A 20,702-nucleotide genomic window follows, 5' to 3' on the forward strand; every position below is an offset into this window, starting at 1 on the left:
GAAAATTTCCATCAGGCTACTTTACCCGCTGGTTTTGCGCAAGAAACGGCAAACTGTTTGCCGGGAATTTCGACACCAGGAGAGGGCTGGCAAGCCGGACAAGGCGTTCACGCCGCATCCGGCACCAGGCTTAAGCGAGAAGCACTCGGTCGATACTGTGACAGCCGAGAGCTTTCAGCGTTGCGGAGGTGGCATCCCACTGAATCAACGGCGCATCGGCTTTTTCTGCCAGAACCGCGCGCTGGATATCCGGGTAATCATAACCCTTGAGATTCAACAGAATTAACGCTCCCTGCAACGGTGGCAGAGTCGGGTTGAATGCGGCGTTTTCAGCGTAGCTGCCACTGAAAATACGACCGTCTTTACATTCCAGCGCGACACCGCTTGGCGACTTACTGTAAGGCATGTGCGAACGGTTTGCCGCCGCAATCGCTGCCTGAGAAAGCGCATCACCCGTCAGCGCATAGCCGTGATCCTGTTCGTCCATCAGCAGCGTTTTAATCTCCAGATCTTTCGGCCCAAAGGCATCTGGCAGATAGTCACGCAGCGCGTGTGCCTCGCGGCCCGGCAGATGAATACGCAGATCCAGACCGCTGTTCAGTTCATTCATAAACTGACGGCAGTGACCACAAGGCGTGTAGTTAACGGTGATGGCTGCAAGCGCTTTTTCACCACTCAACCAGGCGTGGCTGATCGCGCTTTGTTCGGCATGAACGGTTTGCTGCATTGTCGCACCAATAAATTCCATATTGGCACCGAAATACCAGGTTCCGCTCACACCGCGCGCAATTGCGCCAACATTAAAATTCGACAATGGCGTACGCGCACAGGCCGCCGCCAGCGGAAGTAGTGCGAATGCCAGCGCGTCTTCGTCCAGCCCCGTTGCGCTCTTCAGCGATGAGACTTGCTCCCCGGTCAACAAAGCGGGGAAGTACTTGTCTGCCAGAATAGGTTCCAGTGCAGATTGCAAGTTATCCGCAAGTTGGGCAAAAGCGGTTTGAAAACGTGGATGCATGGCGTTGCCTCATAATCATGTAATGGGATAACAGTTTACGAACCCGTTGTGGCTTTATATGTGATCTGAATCTCATTAATTATGCAACGCGTGAAACATACATCAAAAATGCGCGACGCATCGCAAATTTTAGCCCATTACTGCCAGAATAATCGGGAAAAGGAACGGTGCGATCAGCGAAGTAATTATCCCGCATAACACCAGCGCTAGCGAACTAAATGCACCTTCCTGATAATCCAGCTCGGCGCAGCGCGCCGTACCGAGGGCGTGCGAGGCAGTCCCCATTGCCAGACCGCGCGCAGCTTTGGTACGAATACGCATCGCATTAAGCAATGTATGGCCAAATACCGCGCCGAGGATGCCGACGAAAATCACGCAAACTGCGCTGATTGCCGGAATACCGCCAATACTGCCGCCAACCGCCATTGCAATAGGCGTGGTGACTGATTTCGGCAGGATTGACGCGGCGATTTCCGGTGAAGCGCCCATCAACAATGCCACGGAAGTCCCCGTCACCATCGCAACCACGCTGCCGATAAAACAGATGGTGATGATCGATTTCCAGCGCGCGCGGATCTGGTGTAGCTGCTCATATAAAGGATAGGCCAGCGCGACGACCGCCGGTTGCAGCAGATCGTTTAGCACTTCGCTACCTTTAAAGTAGCTGTCGTAAGAGATGCCAGTCAGCATTAAAAAAGGAATGATCACCACCATTGCTACCAGCAACGGGTTAAGCAAGGGAAACTTATACCGTGCCGCCAGTTTGCGGGCGGCAAAAAAGACAATCAATGTCAGCGGTAATGACCACCAGATATTCGCCATCATTCTTCTGATCCTTTCTGACCTACGACTTTACGTTCACCGTGTACCAGTTGCGAACTCCAGCTCACCACCAGAAAAACCACCAGCGTACTGACTGCACAGGAAACCACTACCGGGCCAAACTGTGCGCGGAGCAAATCAAAATATTGCATGACGCCTACGCCAATCGGCACAAACAATAGCGCCATATAGCGAATCAGTACGTAGCACCCCGGATTGACCCATTTTGCCGGAAGAATTTGCAAGGCCAGCAGGACAAACAGGATCAGCATCCCGATGATGCTGCCCGGAATGGTTACCGGTAGCAGGGAAGCAATGAAAATGCCTGCATACAGGCAGGCATAAATCAGGACGAAAGCGCGTAAATATTGCCAGATAATGTTCAGTGTCTTACTCATAATCAACACCCCAGATGAGATGGATTCATCATACAATTAATTCGTAAAACGTGCTACCGATCACATTAAGAAATCAGCGCTTATTTTTTCGCTCCCCGGCATTACGCAATGCGCAGCGAACTCAGGCATACATCAAGCATAGAGAGGGATTGCAGTTTGCAGCAATCCCTCTTTGCAGACCTTTAATCCGCTGACCATAGGCGCTAACATAGCGCCTCATTTTTTTGCGGGTGATGATATGCGTGTGTTACTGGCACCGATGGAGGGAGTGCTTGACTCTCTGGTGCGTGAATTGCTGACCGAAGTTAACGACTACGATCTGTGCATCACCGAGTTTGTCCGCGTGGTGGATCAACTGCTGCCGGTAAAAGTCTTTCATCGCATTTGCCCTGAGCTACAAAACGCCAGCCGGACACCATCTGGTACGCTGGTGCGCGTGCAGTTGTTAGGTCAGTTCCCACAATGGCTGGCAGAGAACGCCGCCCGTGCGGTGGAGTTAGGTTCCTGGGGCGTGGATCTCAATTGCGGCTGCCCGTCGAAAACGGTTAACGGTAGCGGCGGCGGGGCGACGTTACTCAAAGATCCTGAACTCATCTACCAGGGTGCAAAAGCGATGCGTGAAGCTGTACCGGCGCATTTGCCCGTCAGCGTGAAAGTGCGTCTGGGCTGGGACAGCGGTGAGAAGAAATTTGAAATCGCCGATGCGGTTCAACAGGCTGGCGCTACGGAGCTGGTGGTGCATGGGCGGACGAAAGAGCAGGGTTACCGCGCGGAGCATATTGACTGGCAGGCGATTGGCGATATTCGCCAGCGGCTGAATATTCCGGTGATTGCCAACGGTGAAATCTGGGACTGGCAGAGCGCGCAACAATGCATGGCGATCAGCGGCTGCGACGCAGTGATGATTGGTCGCGGGGCGCTCAATATTCCTAACCTGAGCCGGGTGGTAAAATATAACGAACCGCGAATGCCGTGGCCGGAGGTGGTTGCTTTGCTGCAAAAATATACCCGTCTGGAAAAGCAGGGCGATACCGGGTTATATCACGTTGCGCGGATTAAACAGTGGTTGAGTTATTTGCGTAAAGAATACGATGAAGCAACGGAATTATTTCAGCATGTTCGGGTGTTGAATAATTCCCCTGATATTGCAAGGGCTATTCAGGCAATTGATATCGAGAAACTCTAAAAAACCATAGTGATGTTTTTTGACAATGTGTTAGCTCTTTATCAATAGGCCGCACGGTTGTTTGGTGGCGTCAAAATTGCCGAGGCGTTCCCTGAAGGCCGGGGCAGCCCACATGGATGTGGGCTGAGGGCGCGTTTTACAGGGATGTTACCTCGCGCCCGACCCGGTAGCCGTAAGGGATAAGCCGAGGGCACCGCGCAGCGGCGATTTTGTTCGCCAGAGCCCGGGGGTGCAGGGGGCGGCGGCGATTGGCCGCCCCCTGCGCGCTCCTTGCGCCAGTGATTATATGAAGCAATGCACATGACAGGAGCGCAACAGGATGAGAGACTGAAATATTCTCGTTATTTTCGGACCTGATGACATTAATTAATTTTAAAATATCATCTTAAATACGCCAGTCACCACCAGTAGCCCAATCAGGAAAATAATCAATACAGCCCAGAGTATAATTTTCATTGGCGTTCCTTTATTTGTGAGTGCTGAATAAGTATAGGAAAAAACGAAGCCCTTTGCCGTTATCCATAAACGATTAAGATAAATCGGAAGATATCATTCACTTAGTGTATATTTTTCTGGATATGTCGTTTTATTGCCACTGATGTATTGCCACGCGAAACTAAAAAATATATCGCAACACACGGTAATCTCCGCGCACCTTTTCTTACCTGATTATTTCCCCATGAATCGTGATTCCTTTTATCCAGCCATCGCCTGTTTTCCGCTGTTACTGATGCTGGCCGGGTGTGCGCCTATGCATGAAACCCGCCAGGCGTTAAGCCAGCAAACGCCCGCTGCACAAGTTGACACCGCATTACCCACGGCGCTGAAAAATGGTTGGCCAGACAGCCAATGGTGGCTGGAGTATCACGATAATCAACTCACTTCCTTAATTAACAATGCACTACAGAACGCACCGGATATGCAGGTGGCTGAACAGCGCATTCAGCTAGCTGAAGCCCAGGCGAAGGCAGTTGCCACTCAGGATGGTCCGCAGATCGACTTTTCGGCGGATATGGAGCGGCAAAAAATGTCGGCAGAAGGCTTAATGGGGCCGTTTGCTCTGAACGATCCGGCCGCAGGTACGACCGGCCCGTGGTACACCAACGGTACTTTTGGCTTAACGGCGGGCTGGCATCTCGATATCTGGGGAAAGAATCGGGCGGAGGTTACTGCCCGCCTGGGTACGGTTAAAGCACGGGCGGCGGAACGCGAGCAAACCCGCCAATTGCTGGCTGGCAGCGTAGCCCGCCTGTACTGGGAGTGGCAAACCCAGGCGGCGTTAAACACGGTCTTGCAGCAAATAGAAAAAGAGCAGAACACCATTATCGCGACCGATCGCCAGCTATATCAGAACGGGATTACTTCTTCAGTTGAAGGTGTGGAAACCGATATTAATGCCAGCAAAACCCGGCAGCAGCTCAACGATGTCGCGGGGAAAATGAAAATTATTGAGGCACGGTTAAGCGCACTTACAAATAACCAGACAAAGTCATTGAAGCTTAAACCGGTCGCGTTGCCGAAAGTGGCAAGCCAGCTTCCTGATGAACTGGGGTACTCCTTACTGGCCCGGCGGGCAGATTTGCAGGCGGCGCACTGGTACGTTGAGTCATCGCTAAGCACCATTGATGCGGCAAAAGCGGCATTTTATCCTGACATCAACCTGATGGCCTTCCTGCAACAGGATGCGTTGCACTTAAGCGATCTGTTCCGTCATTCCGCGCAGCAAATGGGCGTTACGGCAGGCCTGACGCTACCCATTTTCGATAGTGGTCGTCTTAACGCCAATCTCGATATCGCAAAAGCCGAAAGCAACTTGTCTATCGCCAGCTACAACAAAGCGGTGGTTGAAGCGGTGAATGACGTGGCGCGGGCAGCCAGTCAGGTTCAGACACTGGCGGAGAAAAACCAGCATCAGGCGCAAATTGAGCGCGATGCCTTGCGTGTGGTAGGTCTTGCGCAGGCGCGCTTTAACGCGGGCATCATTGCTGGTTCCCGCGTCAGCGAAGCCAGAATCCCCGCGCTGCGTGAGCGGGCCAATGGCCTGTTATTGCAAGGGCAGTGGCTGGATGCCTCCATTCAACTCACTGGTGCGTTGGGCGGGGGTTACAAACGCTGATGATATGCGCCTTCTATACTTAACGTTTATTCAGCGTTAAGTGGAGAACTCGATGGCACAGGTTGCGATTATTACCGCCTCCGATTCGGGGATCGGCAAAGAGTGCGCGTTATTACTGGCGCAGCAGGGGTTTGATATTGGTATTACCTGGAACTCAGATGAAGAAGGGGCAAAAGATACCGCGCGTGAGGTAGTTAGCCACGGCGTACGTGCGGAGATCGTGCAGCTGGATCTCGGTAAACTGCCAGAAGGTGCGCAGGCGCTGGAGAAACTCATTCAACGGCTGGGGCGTATTGATGTGCTGGTGAATAATGCGGGCGCAATGACCAAAGCGCCGTTTCTTGATATGGCTTTCGATGAGTGGCGCAAGATTTTTACCGTTGATGTCGATGGTGCATTTTTATGCTCACAAATTGCGGCCCGCCAGATGGTGAAACAAGGGCAGGGCGGTCGCATCATCAACATTACGTCGGTACATGAACATACGCCGCTGCCGGATGCCAGCGCCTACACAGCCGCTAAACATGCGCTCGGTGGGTTAACCAAAGCGATGGCGCTGGAGCTGGTCAGGCATAAGATTTTGGTGAACGCAGTCGCGCCTGGGGCGATCGCCACGCCAATGAATGGCATGGATGACAGCGACGTGAAGCCCGACGCGGAGCCTTCGATTCCTCTGCGGCGTTTTGGCGCAACGCATGAGATTGCCAGCCTGGTAGCGTGGCTGTGCTCAGAGGGCGCAAATTACACCACCGGGCAGTCGTTGATAGTGGATGGCGGCTTTATGTTGGCGAATCCGCAGTTCAACCCAGAATAGCGCAGTGAGGTGCGTGGTTATTTCAATGGGTAAAATTTTGGTAGGCATGATAAGACGCACAAGCGTCGCATCAGGCATGGTGCACCGGATGTCGGATGCGGCGCGAACGCCTTACCCAGGGCAATGGTTTTACGCCTGATGATCCGGCTTTTTCTTCCCGCGCCGTTTCAGCCACCAGCGCACGCCTACCACCAGAACCACGACCAGAATCAACCAGACCCAGTGCTTCAAATGCTGGTCGAGAGTGTGCAACCACGGCGCAATCACCTGACCACCAGCGTAACCGATAGTGGTAAAAATCAACGCCCAGGCAAATGCGCCGAGAATATTAAGCGGCAGAAAGATTTTCGGCGGCAGCTGGCTGGCACCAATCAGCGTCGGGCCAATCACCCGAAAGCCATACATAAAGCGCGTACCAATGACAAACAGATACGGATGGCGTTGGATAAGTTTCTGCGCCCGCTCAATTTTATCCTGATGTTTCGAGAAACGGCGTAACAGCTTGCCGCCAAACCGCCGCCCGCACAGATAAAGCACCTGGTCGCCAATCATGCCGCCAAGCGCCACAGAAAGTACCACCAGCGGGAACTTTAATAGCCCCTGATGTGCCGCAACGCCTCCCAGCAAAGTCACGGTTTCACCTTCCGCCAGGCTACCGATCACCAGCGCGGCATAACCATATTGTGAGATGAGTGTATTGAGATCCATAGGCCAGTCTGTCTCCCTTTGGTTGCCTTTAAGCATACACCCTGGAAATCATTCACGCTGAAAAAGGACGTACATCAGACGGTGCAAATTACATGAGCGAACAAAAAATAATCACAAGCTGACTTATACTTGAACTGTCAGGTTCATGAACTCACAACAAGGGGGCGGTATGAGCCATGTCTGGGGACTGTTTTCCCATCCCGATCGTGAAATGCAGGTGATTAATCGCGAAAACGAAACGATTTCTCACCATTACACCCACCACGTTTTGCTGATGGCGGCGATTCCGGTGATTTGCGCCTTCATTGGCACTACACAGATTGGCTGGAATTTTGGCGATGGCACTATCCTGAAGTTATCCTGGTTTACCGGACTGGCGCTGGCTGTCCTGTTTTATGGCGTTATGCTGGCTGGGGTTGCGGTAATGGGGCGGGTCATCTGGTGGATGGCGCGTAATTATCCGCAGCGTCCGTCACTTGCGCACTGCATGGTCTTCGCGGGCTACGTTGCAACTCCGCTGTTTTTAAGCGGTCTGGTGGCGCTTTATCCACTGGTCTGGTTGTGTGCGCTGGTCGGCACGGTGGCGCTGTTTTACACCGGCTACCTGCTTTACCTTGGTATTCCGAGCTTCCTGAATATCAACAAAGAGGAAGGCCTTAGCTTCTCTAGTTCGACGCTGGCGATTGGCGTGCTGGTACTGGAAGTGCTGCTCGCCCTAACCGTTATACTATGGGGCTACGGTTATCGTTTGTTCTAGAAAGTTCTTTGACGTTGCATTGCTGGCGTAAATGTCAGCAATGCAGCATTTCCTCACGATTCTCCTTTGACGATCGCACTTTTTGCTCGTTATGATGGCGTCGCTAGCCTCAGTAAATCCTTACTCCGGCGGTGCGCAACCCGTGCGCGTGAACCACTATCTGAATGCTCATCATGCCGAAATTTCGAGTTTCTTTATTTAGCCTGGCCCTGATGCTGGCTGTGCCTTTGGCACCGCAGGCCGTTGCGAAAACGGCAGCCGCTACCACCGCTTCACAACCGGAAATTGCCTCCGGTAGCGCGATGATTGTTGATCTGAATACCAACAAAGTGATCTATTCGAACCACCCGGATCTGGTGCGTCCGATTGCGTCTATCAGCAAATTAATGACCGCGATGGTTGTGCTGGATGCACGACTGCCGCTGGATGAAAAACTAAAAGTGGATATCAGCCAGACGCCGGAGATGAAAGGGGTCTATTCGCGCGTACGACTGAATAGCGAAATCAGCCGTAAAGATATGCTGTTGCTGGCGCTGATGTCTTCAGAAAACCGCGCGGCGGCAAGCCTTGCGCACCATTATCCCGGTGGTTACAAAGCCTTTATTAAGGCAATGAATGCGAAAGCGAAATCGCTCGGAATGAACAACACGCGCTTTGTTGAACCTACCGGATTGTCGGTGCATAACGTTTCAACTGCCCGTGACTTAACCAAACTGCTCATTGCCAGCAAACAATATCCGTTGATCGGGCAGTTAAGTACTACCCGGGAAGATATGGCAACCTTCTCTAATCCGACGTATACGCTGCCGTTCCGCAATACTAATCATCTGGTGTATCGCGATAACTGGAATATTCAGTTAACCAAAACCGGCTTTACCAATGCGGCGGGCCATTGTCTGGTGATGCGTACGGTTATCAATAATAAACCGGTGGCGCTGGTAGTGATGGACGCGTTTGGCAAATATACCCATTTTGCCGATGCCAGCCGCCTGCGTACCTGGATTGAAACCGGTAAAGTGATGCCTGTGCCGGCAGCAGCGTTGAGCTATAAAAAACAAAAAGCCGCCCAAATGGCGGCGGCGGGGCAGACGGCACAGAACGATTAAGTGAATTCGGATGGCGATACTCTGCCATCCGTAATTTTTACTCCACTTCCTGCCAGTTTTTCCGTTTACTGGTTTTACCGATCCCCGGATTCATGCTGTTGGTCGGATCGTTCTCGCGATAGAACTTCTGCAACGTCTCCGGTGCTTTATACAAATGACCGACGTTATGCTCGGCAGGGTACTGCGCGCCGCGCTGCTGTAGCAGTTCCAGCATCTGTTCTTTTAACGCATGCACATCCACGCCTTTTTTCACTATGTAATCCTGATGGAAGACATAGCACATAAAATGGCCGTAATAGAGCTTGTGCACCAGCTGGCTGTCGATCTCCGGCGGTAAATGCTCATACCACTCGGTGTCGTTACGCCGCAGAGCGATATCCAACGCCAGAATGTCTTCGACTTCATCGGAATGCACCGCCTGATAACGAATTGCTGCGCCCGCAGCGGCGAAACGGTGTAAAAACGCTTTGCTGCCTTCCTCCGGCGTACAGACAAAGAAATCGCCTTCGGCCTGTTTGAAATAATCCACCAGCCACGATTTGGCTTCGCCCACGCCATCGCCCGCCATTTTTAACAGCAGATGATGCTCGTATTTATCGCGCCAGTTTTTCATGCGCGGCGGTAAATGGCTGGGGAACAGGTGACCGAATTTTTGCATCGCACGGTCAGTAAAATGCGGACGGAAGAATTTCACTTTCTCCAGCATCGCATCGGTGCGTCCCTTGAGATTAAAGAAGAACGGCATCTTGTCGGTGCCTAACTTATCAATCATCAGGAAGGTGTCTTTGCCGTATTTTTCCGCAATATCGTAGATATCCCGGTGCATATATTCCCCGGCAACCGGCAGATTTTCGAAGTTAGCCAGAATATGACGGCGGATTTCGGTCAGCACTTCCGGCTGGTTGGTGCCGATATAAAACACCTGCTGATTTTTTTCCGCTTCGAAGGTATCAAGACGTACTGCAAAGACCGCCAGCTTCCCGGCGCAACCAGAAGATTCAAATAACCGATCAGGATCGGCGTTATAACGTGCGGGCGTGTCGGCTTCAATATCACGAACGCGGTGGACATAGTCATAATCGTGGGCGTGACGACCATCGTGACGCACATCGTCATCTTTGATGCGATCATCATCCAGCTTGCTAAGGATCTGCTCCGGCGTTTCGCCCAGATCAATCCCCAGATGGTTCACCAGCGTCAGTTTGCCGTCTTCATTTATACGCGCGAATAACGACATTTCGGTATACGCCGGGCCACGTTGCACCAGCGAGCCGCCGGAGTTGTTACAAATACCGCCGATGACCGATGCGCCTATACACGATGATCCAATCACTGAGTGCGGTTCGCGTCCCAGCGGTTTGAGGGCTTTTTCCAGCGAATAGAGCGTGGTGCCCGGATAGGCCAGCACCTGTTCGCCCTTGCCAAGAACGTGCAGCTTGTCGAGACGCAGGGTGCTGATGATCACGATATCGCGATCATAGCCGTTACCGTTTGGCGTCGATCCTTCGGTCAGGCCTGTATTGGCAGCCTGCATCAGAATAATTTTGTCGGCGGTGACGCAGGCTTTCAGCACCCGCCACAATTCCAGTAGTGAGCCAGGGAAAACGACAGCCAGCGCGTCGCCCTGACCAGAACGGAAGCCCTTGCGATAGCGGGCCGTTTTTGCGGGATCGGTGAGCAGGTGTGAATGACCGACCAGACGGGCAAGTTCATTCAAAAAGGCTTTATTATCAGTTGTTGTCATGGAAGACATTTTCCACTCCTTGTGGTGGCGAAAAAATATCACAAACTAGAATAGCGCCTTGTATGACAATTCAGCGAGTGAATATTTTGAAAATTCAGACAATAAACTGAGCATTCTTTTTCTCTCTCCATCATGCTTATGGCAAACTACGGTTTTTGCACCATTTTCGCTGCCTCGTCGGGCAACAGAGGAAGAAAAATCCATATGAAATGGCTATGTTCAGTAGGAATCGCGGTGAGTCTGGCCCTGCAGCCAGCACTGGCGGATGATTTATTCGGCAACCATCCATTAACGCCCGAAGCGCGGGATGCGTTCGTCACCGAACTGCTTAAGAAAATGACAGTTGATGAGAAAATTGGTCAGCTGCGCTTAATCAGCGTCGGCCCGGATAACCCGAAAGAGGCGATCCGCGAGATGATCAAAGACGGTCAGGTTGGGGCGATTTTCAACACCGTAACCCGTCAGGATATCCGCGCCATGCAGGATCAGGTGATGGAATTAAGCCGCCTGAAAATTCCTCTTTTCTTTGCTTACGACGTGCTGCACGGTCAGCGCACGGTGTTCCCGATTAGCCTCGGTCTGGCCTCGTCTTTTAACCTCGATGCAGTGAAAACGGTCGGACGTGTCTCTGCTTATGAAGCGGCAGATGATGGCCTGAATATGACCTGGGCACCGATGGTCGATGTCTCGCGCGATCCGCGCTGGGGACGTGCTTCCGAAGGTTTTGGCGAAGATACGTATCTCACCTCAACAATGGGTAAAACCATGGTGGAAGCGATGCAGGGTAAAAGCCCGGCAGATCGCTACTCGGTGATGACCAGCGTCAAACACTTTGCCGCATACGGCGCGGTAGAAGGCGGTAAAGAGTACAACACCGTCGATATGAGTCCGCAGCGCCTGTTTAATGATTATATGCCGCCGTACAAAGCGGGGCTGGACGCAGGCAGCGGCGCGGTGATGGTGGCGCTGAACTCGCTGAACGGCACGCCAGCCACCTCCGATTCCTGGCTGCTGAAAGATGTTCTGCGCGACCAGTGGGGCTTTAAAGGCATCACCGTTTCCGATCACGGTGCAATCAAAGAGCTGATTAAACATGGCACGGCGGCAGACCCGGAAGATGCGGTGCGCGTGGCGCTGAAATCCGGAATCAACATGAGCATGAGCGACGAGTACTACTCGAAGTATCTGCCTGGGTTGATTAAATCCGGCAAAGTGACGATGGCAGAGCTGGACGATGCTGCCCGCCATGTACTGAACGTTAAATATGATATGGGGTTGTTTAACGACCCATACAGCCATTTGGGGCCGAAAGAGTCTGACCCGGTGGATACCAATGCCGAAAGCCGCCTGCACCGTAAAGAAGCGCGTGAAGTGGCGCGCGAAAGCTTGGTGTTGCTGAAAAACCGTCTCGAAACGTTACCGCTGAAAAAATCGGCCACCATTGCGGTGGTTGGGCCACTGGCGGACAGTAAACGTGACGTGATGGGCAGCTGGTCCGCAGCCGGTGTTGCCGATCAATCCGTGACCGTACTGACCGGGATTAAAAATGCCGTCGGTGAAAACGGTAAAGTGCTGTATGCCAAAGGGGCGAACGTTACCAGTGACAAAGGCATTATCGATTTCCTGAATCAGTATGAAGAAGCGGTCAAAGTCGATCCGCGTTCGCCGCAAGAGATGATTGATGAAGCGGTGCAGACGGCGAAACAATCTGATGTGGTGGTGGCTGTAGTCGGTGAAGCACAGGGGATGGCGCACGAAGCCTCCAGCCGGACCGATATCACTATTCCGCAAAGCCAACGTGACTTGATTGCGGCGCTGAAAGCCACCGGTAAACCGCTGGTGCTGGTGCTTATGAACGGGCGTCCGCTGGCGCTGGTGAAAGAAGATCAGCAGGCTGATGCGATTCTGGAAACCTGGTTTGCGGGGACTGAAGGCGGTAATGCAATTGCCGATGTGTTGTTTGGCGATTACAACCCGTCCGGCAAGCTGCCGATGTCCTTCCCGCGTTCTGTCGGGCAGATCCCGGTGTACTACAGCCATCTGAACACCGGTCGTCCGTATAATGCCGACAAGCCGAACAAATACACTTCGCGTTATTTTGATGAAGCTAACGGGGCGCTTTATCCGTTCGGCTATGGTCTGAGCTATACCACTTTCACCGTCTCTGATGTGAAACTTTCTGCGCCGACCATGAAGCGTGACGGCAAAGTGACGGCCAGCGTGCAGGTGACGAACACCGGTAAGCGCGAGGGTGCCACGGTAGTGCAGATGTACTTGCAGGATGTGACGGCTTCCATGAGTCGCCCTGTGAAACAGCTGAAAGGCTTTGAGAAAATCACCCTGAAGCCGGGCGAAACTCAGACCGTCAGCTTCCCGATTGATATTGAGGCGCTGAAGTTCTGGAATCAACAGATGAAATATGACGCCGAGCCTGGCAAGTTCAATGTCTTTATCGGCACTGATTCCGCACGCGTTAAGAAAGGCGAGTTTGAGTTGCTGTAATGCTTTTGTAAGGGCGCGACGTTTGCGCCCTTTGCCTGATGTTCATATCTTAACTTGCTGAATTTTCGCCCTTTGTAGGCCGGATAAGGCGCTCGCGCCGCATCCGGCAGGAAACGCCGGACCGAATATGCCTCTTAAGTATTTATCTGATTCTGCAACTGAATCCTTCCGCTCAAGCTAACCCCGCCATTATCAACTATGCTTTTCTCTTAATTCGCTGAAAACAACAGTAAAAGAATGAGGAAAGCATCATGCCACTCTTAAAGCTCTGGGCAGGTTCACTGGTTATGTTGGCAGCCGTGAGCCTGCCGCTACAGGCGGCTTCCCCCGTTAAAGTCGGTTCAAAAATCGATACCGAAGGTGCGCTACTCGGCAATATCATTTTGCAGGTGCTGGAAAGCCACGGCGTACCGACGGTGAATAAAGTGCAACTCGGAACGACTCCTGTGGTGCGCGGGGCGATTACTTCCGGTGAACTGGATATCTATCCGGAATATACCGGCAATGGCGCTTTCTTCTTTAAAGATGAAAACGATGCAGCGTGGAAAAACGCGCAGCAAGGTTACGAGAAAGTCAAAAAGCTCGATTCGGAGCACAACAAGTTAATCTGGCTGACGCCCGCGCCTGCAAATAACACCTGGACTATCGCCGTGCGTCAGGATGTGGCAGAGAAAAATAAACTCACTTCGCTTGCCGACCTGAGTCGTTATCTGCAAGAGGGCGGCACCTTCAAACTGGCAGCCTCGGCAGAGTTTATCGAACGCGCCGATGCGTTACCCGCGTTTGAAAAAGCCTATGGCTTTAAGCTCGGTCAGGATCAGTTGCTGTCACTGGCTGGTGGCGACACGGCGGTGACGATCAAAGCCGCTGCCCAGCAAACCTCTGGCGTTAATGCTGCAATGGCTTACGGCACTGACGGCCCGGTAGCGGCGCTGGGGCTGCAAACCTTAAGCGATCCGCAAGGTGTGCAACCTATCTACGCGCCTGCACCAGTGGTGCGTGAGTCGGTGTTGAGGGAGTATCCGCAAATGGCACAGTGGCTACAGCCAGTCTTCGCCAGCCTCGATGCAAAAACATTGCAGCAACTGAATGCCAGCATTGCTGTGGAAGGACTGGATGCCAAAAAAGTGGCTGCCGACTACCTGAAACAAAAAGGGTGGACGAAGTAATTTCCCGTGACTTATTTCCGTATTAATCCTGTTCTGGCGCTGCTGCTGTTGCTGACGGCAATCGCAGCGGCGCTGCCGTTTATCAGTTACGCGCCTAATCGTTTAGTTTCGGGTGAGGGGCGTCATCTCTGGCAGCTGTGGCCGCAAACGATCTGGATGCTGGTGGGCGTTGGTTGCGCCTGGCTGACGGCCTGTTTTATTCCCGGTAAAAAAGGCAGCATTTGTGCACTCATTCTGGCGCAATTCGTCTTCGTATTGCTGGTGTGGGGAGCTGGAAAGGCGGCGACCCAACTGGCGCAAAATGGCAGTGCGCTGGCGCGTACCAGCCTCGGCAGTGGTTTCTGGCTGGCTGCGGCGCTGGCATTGCTGGCCTGTAGCGATGCTATCCGCCGAATCTCCACGCATCCGCTGTGGCGCTGGTTGTTGCATATGCAGATTGCCATTATTCCGCTGTGGTTGCTGTACTCCGGCACGCTTAACGATCTCTCACTAATGAAAGAATACGCCAACCGTCAGGATGTGTTTGACGACGCGCTGGCACAACATCTGACGTTGCTGTTTGGTGCGGTGCTGCCTGCGTTAGTGATTGGTGTGCCGTTGGGCATCTGGTGCTACTTTTCCACTGCTCGGCAGGGGGCAATTTTTTCTCTGCTCAATGTCATTCAGACCGTGCCTTCGGTGGCGCTCTTTGGCCTGTTGATTGCGCCGCTTGCCGCGCTGGTGACGGCCTTTCCGTGGCTGGGGAAGCTCGGCATAGCAGGAACCGGAATGACACCCGCACTGATTGCGCTGGTGCTCTATGCCTTGCTGCCGCTGGTGCGCGGCGTGGTAGTCGGCTTGAACCAGATCCCGCGCGATGTGCTGGAGAGCGCCAGAGCGATGGGCATGAGCGGGGCGCGGCGATTCCTGCATGTTCAGTTACCACTGGCGTTACCGGTATTTCTGCGCAGCCTGCGGGTGGTGATGGTGCAAACTGTAGGTATGGCGGTGATTGCGGCGTTAATCGGCGCAGGCGGTTTTGGTGCGCTGGTTTTCCAGGGGCTGCTAAGCAGCGCCATTGATTTAGTGTTGCTGGGGGTGATCCCGGTAATTGTTCTGGCGGTGCTTACCGACGCGCTGTTCGATTTGCTTATCGCACTGCTGAAGGTGAAACGTAATGATTGAATTTAGCCATGTCAGCAAACTGTTCGGCGCACAAAAAGCCGTTAACGATCTCAATCTCAATTTTCAGGAAGGGAGTTTTTCGGTGCTGATTGGCACATCTGGCTCCGGCAAATCCACCACCCTGAAAATGATTAACCGCCTGGTGGAGCATGACAGCGGAGTGATCCGCTTTGCCGGAGAAGAAATTCGCTCGCTGCCAGTACTGGAGTTGCGCCGCCGGATGGGCTATGCCATTCAATCTATTGGCCTGTTCCCCCACTGGAGCGTGGCGCAAAACATCGCTACCGTGCCGCAATTACAAAAATGGTCGCGGGCGCGGATTGACGATCGTATCGACGAATTAATGGCGCTACTGGGGCTGGAGTCAAATTTGCGTGAGCGTTATCCGCATCAGCTTTCCGGTGGTCAGCAGCAACGTGTGGGAGTGGCGCGTGCACTGGCTGCCGATCCGCAAGTCTTACTAATGGATGAACCTTTTGGCGCACTGGACCCGGTAACGCGCGGCGCGTTGCAACAAGAGATGACGCGCATTCACCGTTTGCTGGGGCGTACCATTGTGCTGGTCACTCATGATATTGATGAGGCGCTACGGCTGGCAGAACATCTGGTATTGATGGATCACGGTGAAGTAGTGCAGCAGGGCAATCCGCTGACGATGCTGACTCGTCCGGCGAATGATTTTGTCCGCCAGTTTTTTGGACGTAGTGAACTGGGTGTGCGCCTGCTTTCGTTACGTAGTGTGGCGGATTACGTGCGTCGCGAAGAACGAGCAGATGGTGAGGCACTGGCAGAAGAGATGACGCTACGCGATGCGCTCTCTCTGTTTGTTGCGCGGGGATGCGAGGTGCTGCCGGTGGTGAACATGCAGGGCCAGCCTTGCGGCACGCTGCATTTTCAGGATCTGCTGGTGGAGGCGTAAGCGTATGAAGATGTTGCGCGATCCGCTGTTCTGGCTCATTGCTCTGTTTGTGGCGCTGATTTTCTGGCTGCCTTACAGCCAGCCGCTGTTTGCTGCCTTGTTCCCACAACTGCCACGACCCGTTTATCAGCAAGAAAGTTTTGCAGCTCTGGCACTGGCTCATTTCTGGCTGGTGGGAATTTCGAGTTTGTTTGCGGTGATCATTGGCACTGGTGCCGGAATTGCTGTCACTCGCCCGTGGGGCGCGGAATTTCGCCCACTGGTGGAAACTATTGCCGCCGTTGGACAGACTTTTCCGCCCGTCGCAGTGCTGGCGATCGCCGTTCCGGTGATCGGCTTTGGTCTGCAACCAGCGATTATCGCCTTGATCCTTTACGGTGTGCTGCCCGTCCTGCAGGCGACACTTGCCGGGCTGGGAGCGATTGATGCCAGCGTGACAGAAGTTGCGAAAGGTATGGGAATGAGTCGTGGTCAGCGACTGCGTAAGGTCGAGCTACCGCTGGCGGCTCCGGTGATTCTGGCGGGCGTGCGAACTTCGGTGATTATCAACATTGGTACGGCGACGATCGCCTCAACGGTAGGGGCCAGCACGCTGGGTACGCCCATCATCATCGGGCTTAGCGGATTTAATACCGCGTATGTGATCCAGGGGGCGTTACTGGTGGCACTGGCGGCGATCATCGCAGACCGCCTGTTTGAAAGGCTGGTGCAGGCGCTTAGCCAGCACGCAAAATAAAGGTATAACCTGCGAGCATGACGCCACCAATTCCGCCTAACGCCATAAACAGGAACAGGGCGATGACCCCAATTTTAGCTATGCGCATAATGCACTCCTTATGTTAACGAAAGGATTGTACAGTAAAGCGCATTTGTTAACGAATCATTAAATGCCGAGTGGGAAAATATCATGGCCTTGTTCTTGCCAACTGGTGAGTTGCTGCTGTTGGGCGGAGGTTCGATTTTCACCGCACCACACCAGCAATGTACGGCCTTCGAATAGTTCAGGGCGTAGTTGATTGAGCGAGTGGGCGAGGACATCAATGCGCCATCCTTGTTGACTGGCAATCCAGCCCTCCAGCCACAGACGGGTGGTATCCTGAATATTCCAGCCAACCACCAGCGCATCTTTACCCTGTTTTTTACGTGCCGAAGCCAGACAAATGGCGATGTAGTTGATCAGTACGCCGTCGAGGATCGCCAGCAGCGCCTGGAGAGTCGGTTGTTGGCACTGAAGCCGTCGGCGCAGAGGAATAAACAGATGTGTGGTGAGTGTCTGGGCGGGGTAATCCTGACCGCGCTCTTTGATCCACGTTCGCAGGCTATGTAGATTGCCGCTTTGCAGGTAAGTCAGTAATGTTTCTTGCTGATCGCGCCAGCCGTTCTGCACATCAACATTTTCATTACTGAGCAGCATTTTAACTTTGCTGACCTGCACGCCGTTGTCGATCCAGCGTTTGATCTCGCGGATCCGGTCAATATCGGCATCGTTGAACAGCCGATGACCGCCGTCTGTCCGTTGCGGTTTCAGCAATCCGTAACGCCTCTGCCACGCGCGTAACGTGACAGGATTAATATCACAAAGCAACGCCACTTCACCAATTGTGTAAAGCGCCATCGTCTCACCCTTGCTCGCGAGGTCCCGGTTTAACTTTAGACGCAGTTTTGCGAACCAGGTAGTTTTGCCCGTTTTTTGTGCATCTATAGGGTGATTTTATTTTTGCCAGGCGATTTTGAGTGATCGTACTCACGAATTCTCATTTTTCTGCAAGAGTTCAAAGAAAGTTAAACGCAGGCAATGTATGTTACGCGTTTTAAAGGGAAGTGTGGTTTGCGGGTATGTACGATTTTAATCTGGTGTTGCTGCTGCTTCAGCAGATGTGCGTTTTTTTAGTCATTGCATGGTTAATGAGTAAAACGCCATTATTCATACCGTTAATGCAGGTCACGGTTCGTCTGCCGCATAAATTTCTCTGCTACATCGTCTTTTCCATCTTCTGCATCATGGGCACCTGGTTTGGGTTGCACATTGACGATTCTATTGCCAATACCCGTGCGATAGGCGCGGTAATGGGCGGCTTACTCGGCGGTCCGGTCGTCGGTGGGCTGGTTGGGCTGACCGGCGGCTTACATCGATATTCGATGGGGGGCATGACCGCGTTAAGTTGCATGATCTCGACCATCGTTGAAGGATTACTCGGTGGCCTGGTACACAGCATCCTGATCCGCCGCGGGCGCACTGATAAAGTCTTTAACCCCATTACCGCCGGTGCCGTCACGTTCGTCGCTGAAATGGTGCAAATGCTGATCATCCTTGCGATCGCCCGACCTTATGAAGATGCGGTGCGTCTGGTGAGTAATATTGCTGCGCCAATGATGGTCACCAATACCGTCGGCGCGGCGCTGTTTATGCGTATATTGCTCGATAAACGCGCGATGTTTGAAAAATACACTTCGGCTTTTTCTGCCACTGCGCTGAAAGTGGCAGCCTCGACGGAAGGCATTTTGCGCCAGGGGTTTAACGAAGTGAACAGCATGAAAGTGGCTCAGGTGCTGTATCAGGAACTGGATATTGGTGCAGTCGCGATTACCGATCGAGAGAAATTGCTGGCCTTTACCGGAATTGGTGACGACCACCATTTACCCGGCAAACCGATTTCTTCAACTTATACTTTAAAAGCGATTGAAACCGGTGAAGTGGTCTACGCTGATGGCAACGAAGTACCTTACCGTTGCTCTTTGCATCCGCAATGCAAACTGGGGTCGACGCTGGTAATTCCGTTGCGTGGTGAAAATCAGCGGGTGATGGGCACCATCAAATTGTATGAAGCCAAAAACCGTTTATTCAGTTCAATCAACCGCACGTTGGGTGAGGGGATTGCGCAATTGCTTTCGGCGCAGATCCTTGCCGGGCAATATGAGCGGCAAAAAGCGATGCTCACCCAGTCAGAGATCAAACTGCTTCACGCCCAGGTGAATCCCCATTTTTTGTTTAATGCGCTTAACACCATTAAAGCGGTGATCCGCCGCGACAGCGAACAGGCCAGCCAGCTGGTGCAGTATCTTTCCACTTTTTTCCGCAAAAACTTAAAGCGGCCTTCGGAGTTTGTTACTCTCGCCGACGAAATTGAACATGTGAATGCTTATCTGCAAATTGAAAAGGCGCGCTTCCAGTCGCGGTTGCAGGTCAACATTGCTATTCCGCAAGAATTATCCCAGCAGCAATTGCCCGCGTTTACCCTGCAACCGATAGTGGAAAACGCCATTAAACATGGGACATCACAACTGCTGGATACAGGGCGAGTGGCAATCAGCGCCCGACGTGAGGGGCAACATTTGATGCTGGAGATCGAAGACAATGCCGGTTTGTATCAACCGGTAACCAATGCCAGTGGGCTGGGGATGAATCTGGTGGATAAGCGTTTACGTGAACGGTTTGGCGATGACTATGGAATAAGCGTCGCCTGTGAGCCTGATAGTTACACCCGAATAACGTTACGACTACCATGGAGGGACGAGGCATGATTAAAGTCTTAATTGTCGATGATGAACCGTTAGCACGGGAGAACCTGCGTGTATTTTTGCAGGAGCAGAGCGATATTGAAATCGTTGGAGAGTGTTCAAACGCCGTGGAAGGGATCGGCGCGGTGCATAAACTGCGCCCGGATGTGCTGTTTCTCGATATCCAGATGCCGCGCATCAGTGGTCTGGAAATGGTGGGGATGCTTGACCCGGAACATCGCCCGTATATTGTTTTTCTCACTGCGTTTGACGAATACGCAATTAAAGCCTTTGAAGAACATGCCTTTGATTATCTGCTGAAGCCAATTGATGAAGCGCGACTGGAGAAAACGCTGGCGCGATTGCGTCAGGAGCGCAGCAAGCAGGATGTTTCGCTGTTACCGGAAAATCAACAGGCGCTGAAATTTATCCCTTGTACGGGGCATAGTCGGATTTATTTGCTGCAAATGAAAGATGTGGCATTTGTCAGCAGTCGGATGAGCGGTGTCTACGTTACCAGCCACGAAGGGAAAGAGGGCTTTACCGAATTGACATTACGTACCCTGGAAAGTCGTACACCACTACTGCGCTGCCATCGTCAGTATCTGGTTAACCTCGCGCATTTACAGGAGATTCGTCTGGAAGATAACGGCCAGGCCGAGTTGATTTTGCGTAATGGCTTAACCGTGCCGGTCAGCCGCCGTTATCTGAAAAGCTTAAAAGAGGCGATTGGCCTGTAAAAGACTGCTAAAATGGCTTTTTGCCTCATCAACACCTGAAGGCC

The 20,702-nt window shown here is 52.7% G+C and carries 20 protein-coding genes; 12 read left to right on the plus strand and 8 right to left on the minus strand.

Annotation, left to right across the window (positions count from 1 at the left end):
- Positions 1-130: 130 nt before the first annotated feature.
- The 3 genes from cdd to AB4H76_RS08600 all read right to left on the minus strand — a co-directional run bounded on the left by cdd (position 131) and on the right by AB4H76_RS08600 (position 2,235).
- Positions 131-1,015 carry a cytidine deaminase gene (gene cdd / locus AB4H76_RS08590; protein ID WP_000553555.1) on the minus strand — a complete coding sequence of 295 codons (885 nt, stop codon included), beginning with the start codon at positions 1,013-1,015 and terminating at the stop codon, positions 131-133.
- Positions 1,016-1,144: 129 nt separating this feature from the next.
- Positions 1,145-1,840, minus strand: coding sequence for a CidB/LrgB family autolysis modulator (locus tag AB4H76_RS08595; RefSeq protein ID WP_000968208.1), 696 nt, complete (start codon positions 1,838-1,840; stop codon positions 1,145-1,147).
- A complete protein-coding gene (locus AB4H76_RS08600) occupies positions 1,837-2,235 on the minus strand; it encodes a CidA/LrgA family protein (RefSeq protein WP_001295452.1) in 399 nt (132 codons plus the stop codon). Before AB4H76_RS08600 ends, AB4H76_RS08595 begins: the two co-directional genes overlap by 4 nt.
- Positions 2,236-2,473: 238 nt before the next feature.
- Between AB4H76_RS08600 and dusC the strand changes: the two genes are divergently transcribed.
- A complete protein-coding gene (gene dusC / locus AB4H76_RS08605; RefSeq protein WP_001264861.1) occupies positions 2,474-3,421 on the plus strand; it encodes a tRNA dihydrouridine(16) synthase DusC in 948 nt (315 codons plus the stop codon).
- 372 nt (positions 3,422-3,793) lie between these two features.
- Here dusC and yohP read toward each other — a convergent pair whose 3' ends face one another.
- Positions 3,794-3,877 carry a small membrane protein YohP gene (gene yohP, locus AB4H76_RS08610; RefSeq protein WP_000691708.1) on the minus strand — a complete coding sequence of 28 codons (84 nt, stop codon included), beginning with the start codon at positions 3,875-3,877 and terminating at the stop codon, positions 3,794-3,796.
- Between the two features lie 223 nt (positions 3,878-4,100).
- Here yohP and mdtQ point away from each other — a divergent pair, with 223 nt between their 5' ends.
- Both mdtQ and AB4H76_RS08620 read left to right on the plus strand, forming a co-directional pair.
- Complete coding sequence (mdtQ, locus tag AB4H76_RS08615) at positions 4,101-5,537, plus strand: multidrug resistance outer membrane protein MdtQ (protein ID WP_001078139.1); 1,437 nt, start codon at positions 4,101-4,103, stop codon at positions 5,535-5,537.
- Between the two features lie 52 nt (positions 5,538-5,589).
- Complete coding sequence (locus AB4H76_RS08620) at positions 5,590-6,351, plus strand: SDR family oxidoreductase (RefSeq protein WP_000079564.1); 762 nt, start codon at positions 5,590-5,592, stop codon at positions 6,349-6,351.
- Positions 6,352-6,480: 129 nt separating this feature from the next.
- Here AB4H76_RS08620 and AB4H76_RS08625 read toward each other — a convergent pair whose 3' ends face one another.
- Positions 6,481-7,059, minus strand: a complete 579-nt coding sequence (locus tag AB4H76_RS08625) for a DedA family protein (protein ID WP_001300768.1) — start codon at positions 7,057-7,059, stop codon at positions 6,481-6,483.
- 169 nt (positions 7,060-7,228) lie between these two features.
- Between AB4H76_RS08625 and AB4H76_RS08630 the strand changes: the two genes are divergently transcribed.
- Complete coding sequence (locus tag AB4H76_RS08630) at positions 7,229-7,816, plus strand: Yip1 family protein (RefSeq protein WP_001295454.1); 588 nt, start codon at positions 7,229-7,231, stop codon at positions 7,814-7,816.
- A 173-nt stretch (positions 7,817-7,989) separates the two neighbouring features.
- Complete coding sequence (gene pbpG / locus AB4H76_RS08635; RefSeq protein WP_001295432.1) at positions 7,990-8,922, plus strand: D-alanyl-D-alanine endopeptidase; 933 nt, start codon at positions 7,990-7,992, stop codon at positions 8,920-8,922.
- 37 nt (positions 8,923-8,959) lie between these two features.
- On the opposite strand, the gene dld is transcribed toward pbpG, so the two are convergent.
- Positions 8,960-10,675, minus strand: coding sequence for a D-lactate dehydrogenase (gene dld / locus AB4H76_RS08640; protein WP_000097392.1), 1,716 nt, complete (start codon positions 10,673-10,675; stop codon positions 8,960-8,962).
- Between the two features lie 195 nt (positions 10,676-10,870).
- Between dld and bglX the strand changes: the two genes are divergently transcribed.
- From bglX to yehW, 5 genes are all read left to right on the plus strand, one after another.
- Positions 10,871-13,168: a beta-glucosidase BglX gene (gene bglX / locus AB4H76_RS08645; RefSeq protein ID WP_000871504.1), complete on the plus strand. Its 2,298-nt coding sequence runs from the start codon at positions 10,871-10,873 to the stop codon at positions 13,166-13,168.
- Between the two features lie 251 nt (positions 13,169-13,419).
- A complete protein-coding gene (gene osmF / locus AB4H76_RS08650; protein ID WP_001130308.1) occupies positions 13,420-14,337 on the plus strand; it encodes a glycine betaine ABC transporter substrate-binding protein OsmF in 918 nt (305 codons plus the stop codon).
- A gap of 6 nt (positions 14,338-14,343) precedes the next feature.
- Positions 14,344-15,501 (plus strand): glycine betaine ABC transporter permease YehY, encoded by a 1,158-nt coding sequence (gene yehY / locus AB4H76_RS08655; RefSeq protein ID WP_000220833.1) that lies wholly within the window; start codon positions 14,344-14,346, stop codon positions 15,499-15,501.
- Positions 15,494-16,420: a glycine betaine ABC transporter ATP binding protein YehX gene (gene yehX, locus AB4H76_RS08660; RefSeq protein WP_000569357.1), complete on the plus strand. Its 927-nt coding sequence runs from the start codon at positions 15,494-15,496 to the stop codon at positions 16,418-16,420. Before yehY ends, yehX begins: the two co-directional genes overlap by 8 nt.
- 4 nt (positions 16,421-16,424) lie before the next feature.
- Positions 16,425-17,156, plus strand: coding sequence for a glycine betaine ABC transporter permease YehW (gene yehW / locus AB4H76_RS08665; protein ID WP_000783120.1), 732 nt, complete (start codon positions 16,425-16,427; stop codon positions 17,154-17,156).
- Here the strand turns inward: yehW and AB4H76_RS08670 are convergent.
- Together AB4H76_RS08670 and mlrA are read right to left on the minus strand one after the other, a co-directional pair.
- Positions 17,137-17,244: a protein YohO gene (locus tag AB4H76_RS08670; RefSeq protein WP_001216963.1), complete on the minus strand. Its 108-nt coding sequence runs from the start codon at positions 17,242-17,244 to the stop codon at positions 17,137-17,139. The genes yehW and AB4H76_RS08670 overlap by 20 nt on opposite strands.
- Positions 17,245-17,303: 59 nt before the next feature.
- Positions 17,304-18,035, minus strand: coding sequence for an HTH-type transcriptional regulator MlrA (gene mlrA, locus AB4H76_RS08675; protein ID WP_001240401.1), 732 nt, complete (start codon positions 18,033-18,035; stop codon positions 17,304-17,306).
- 221 nt (positions 18,036-18,256) lie between these two features.
- Here mlrA and btsS point away from each other — a divergent pair, with 221 nt between their 5' ends.
- Positions 18,257-19,942: a two-component regulatory system sensor histidine kinase BtsS gene (gene btsS, locus AB4H76_RS08680; RefSeq protein ID WP_001295431.1), complete on the plus strand. Its 1,686-nt coding sequence runs from the start codon at positions 18,257-18,259 to the stop codon at positions 19,940-19,942.
- The gene (gene btsR, locus AB4H76_RS08685; RefSeq protein WP_000598641.1) at positions 19,939-20,658 is read left to right on the plus strand and encodes a two-component system response regulator BtsR; all 720 of its coding nucleotides are present in this window, start codon (positions 19,939-19,941) and stop codon (positions 20,656-20,658) included. The genes btsS and btsR overlap by 4 nt, the downstream gene beginning before the upstream one ends.
- The last annotated feature ends 44 nt before the right edge of the window (positions 20,659-20,702 follow it).

The sequence above is a fragment of the Escherichia sp. UTM R2 genome (genome assembly GCF_048593455.1).
Lineage (GTDB): Bacteria > Pseudomonadota > Gammaproteobacteria > Enterobacterales > Enterobacteriaceae > Escherichia > Escherichia coli.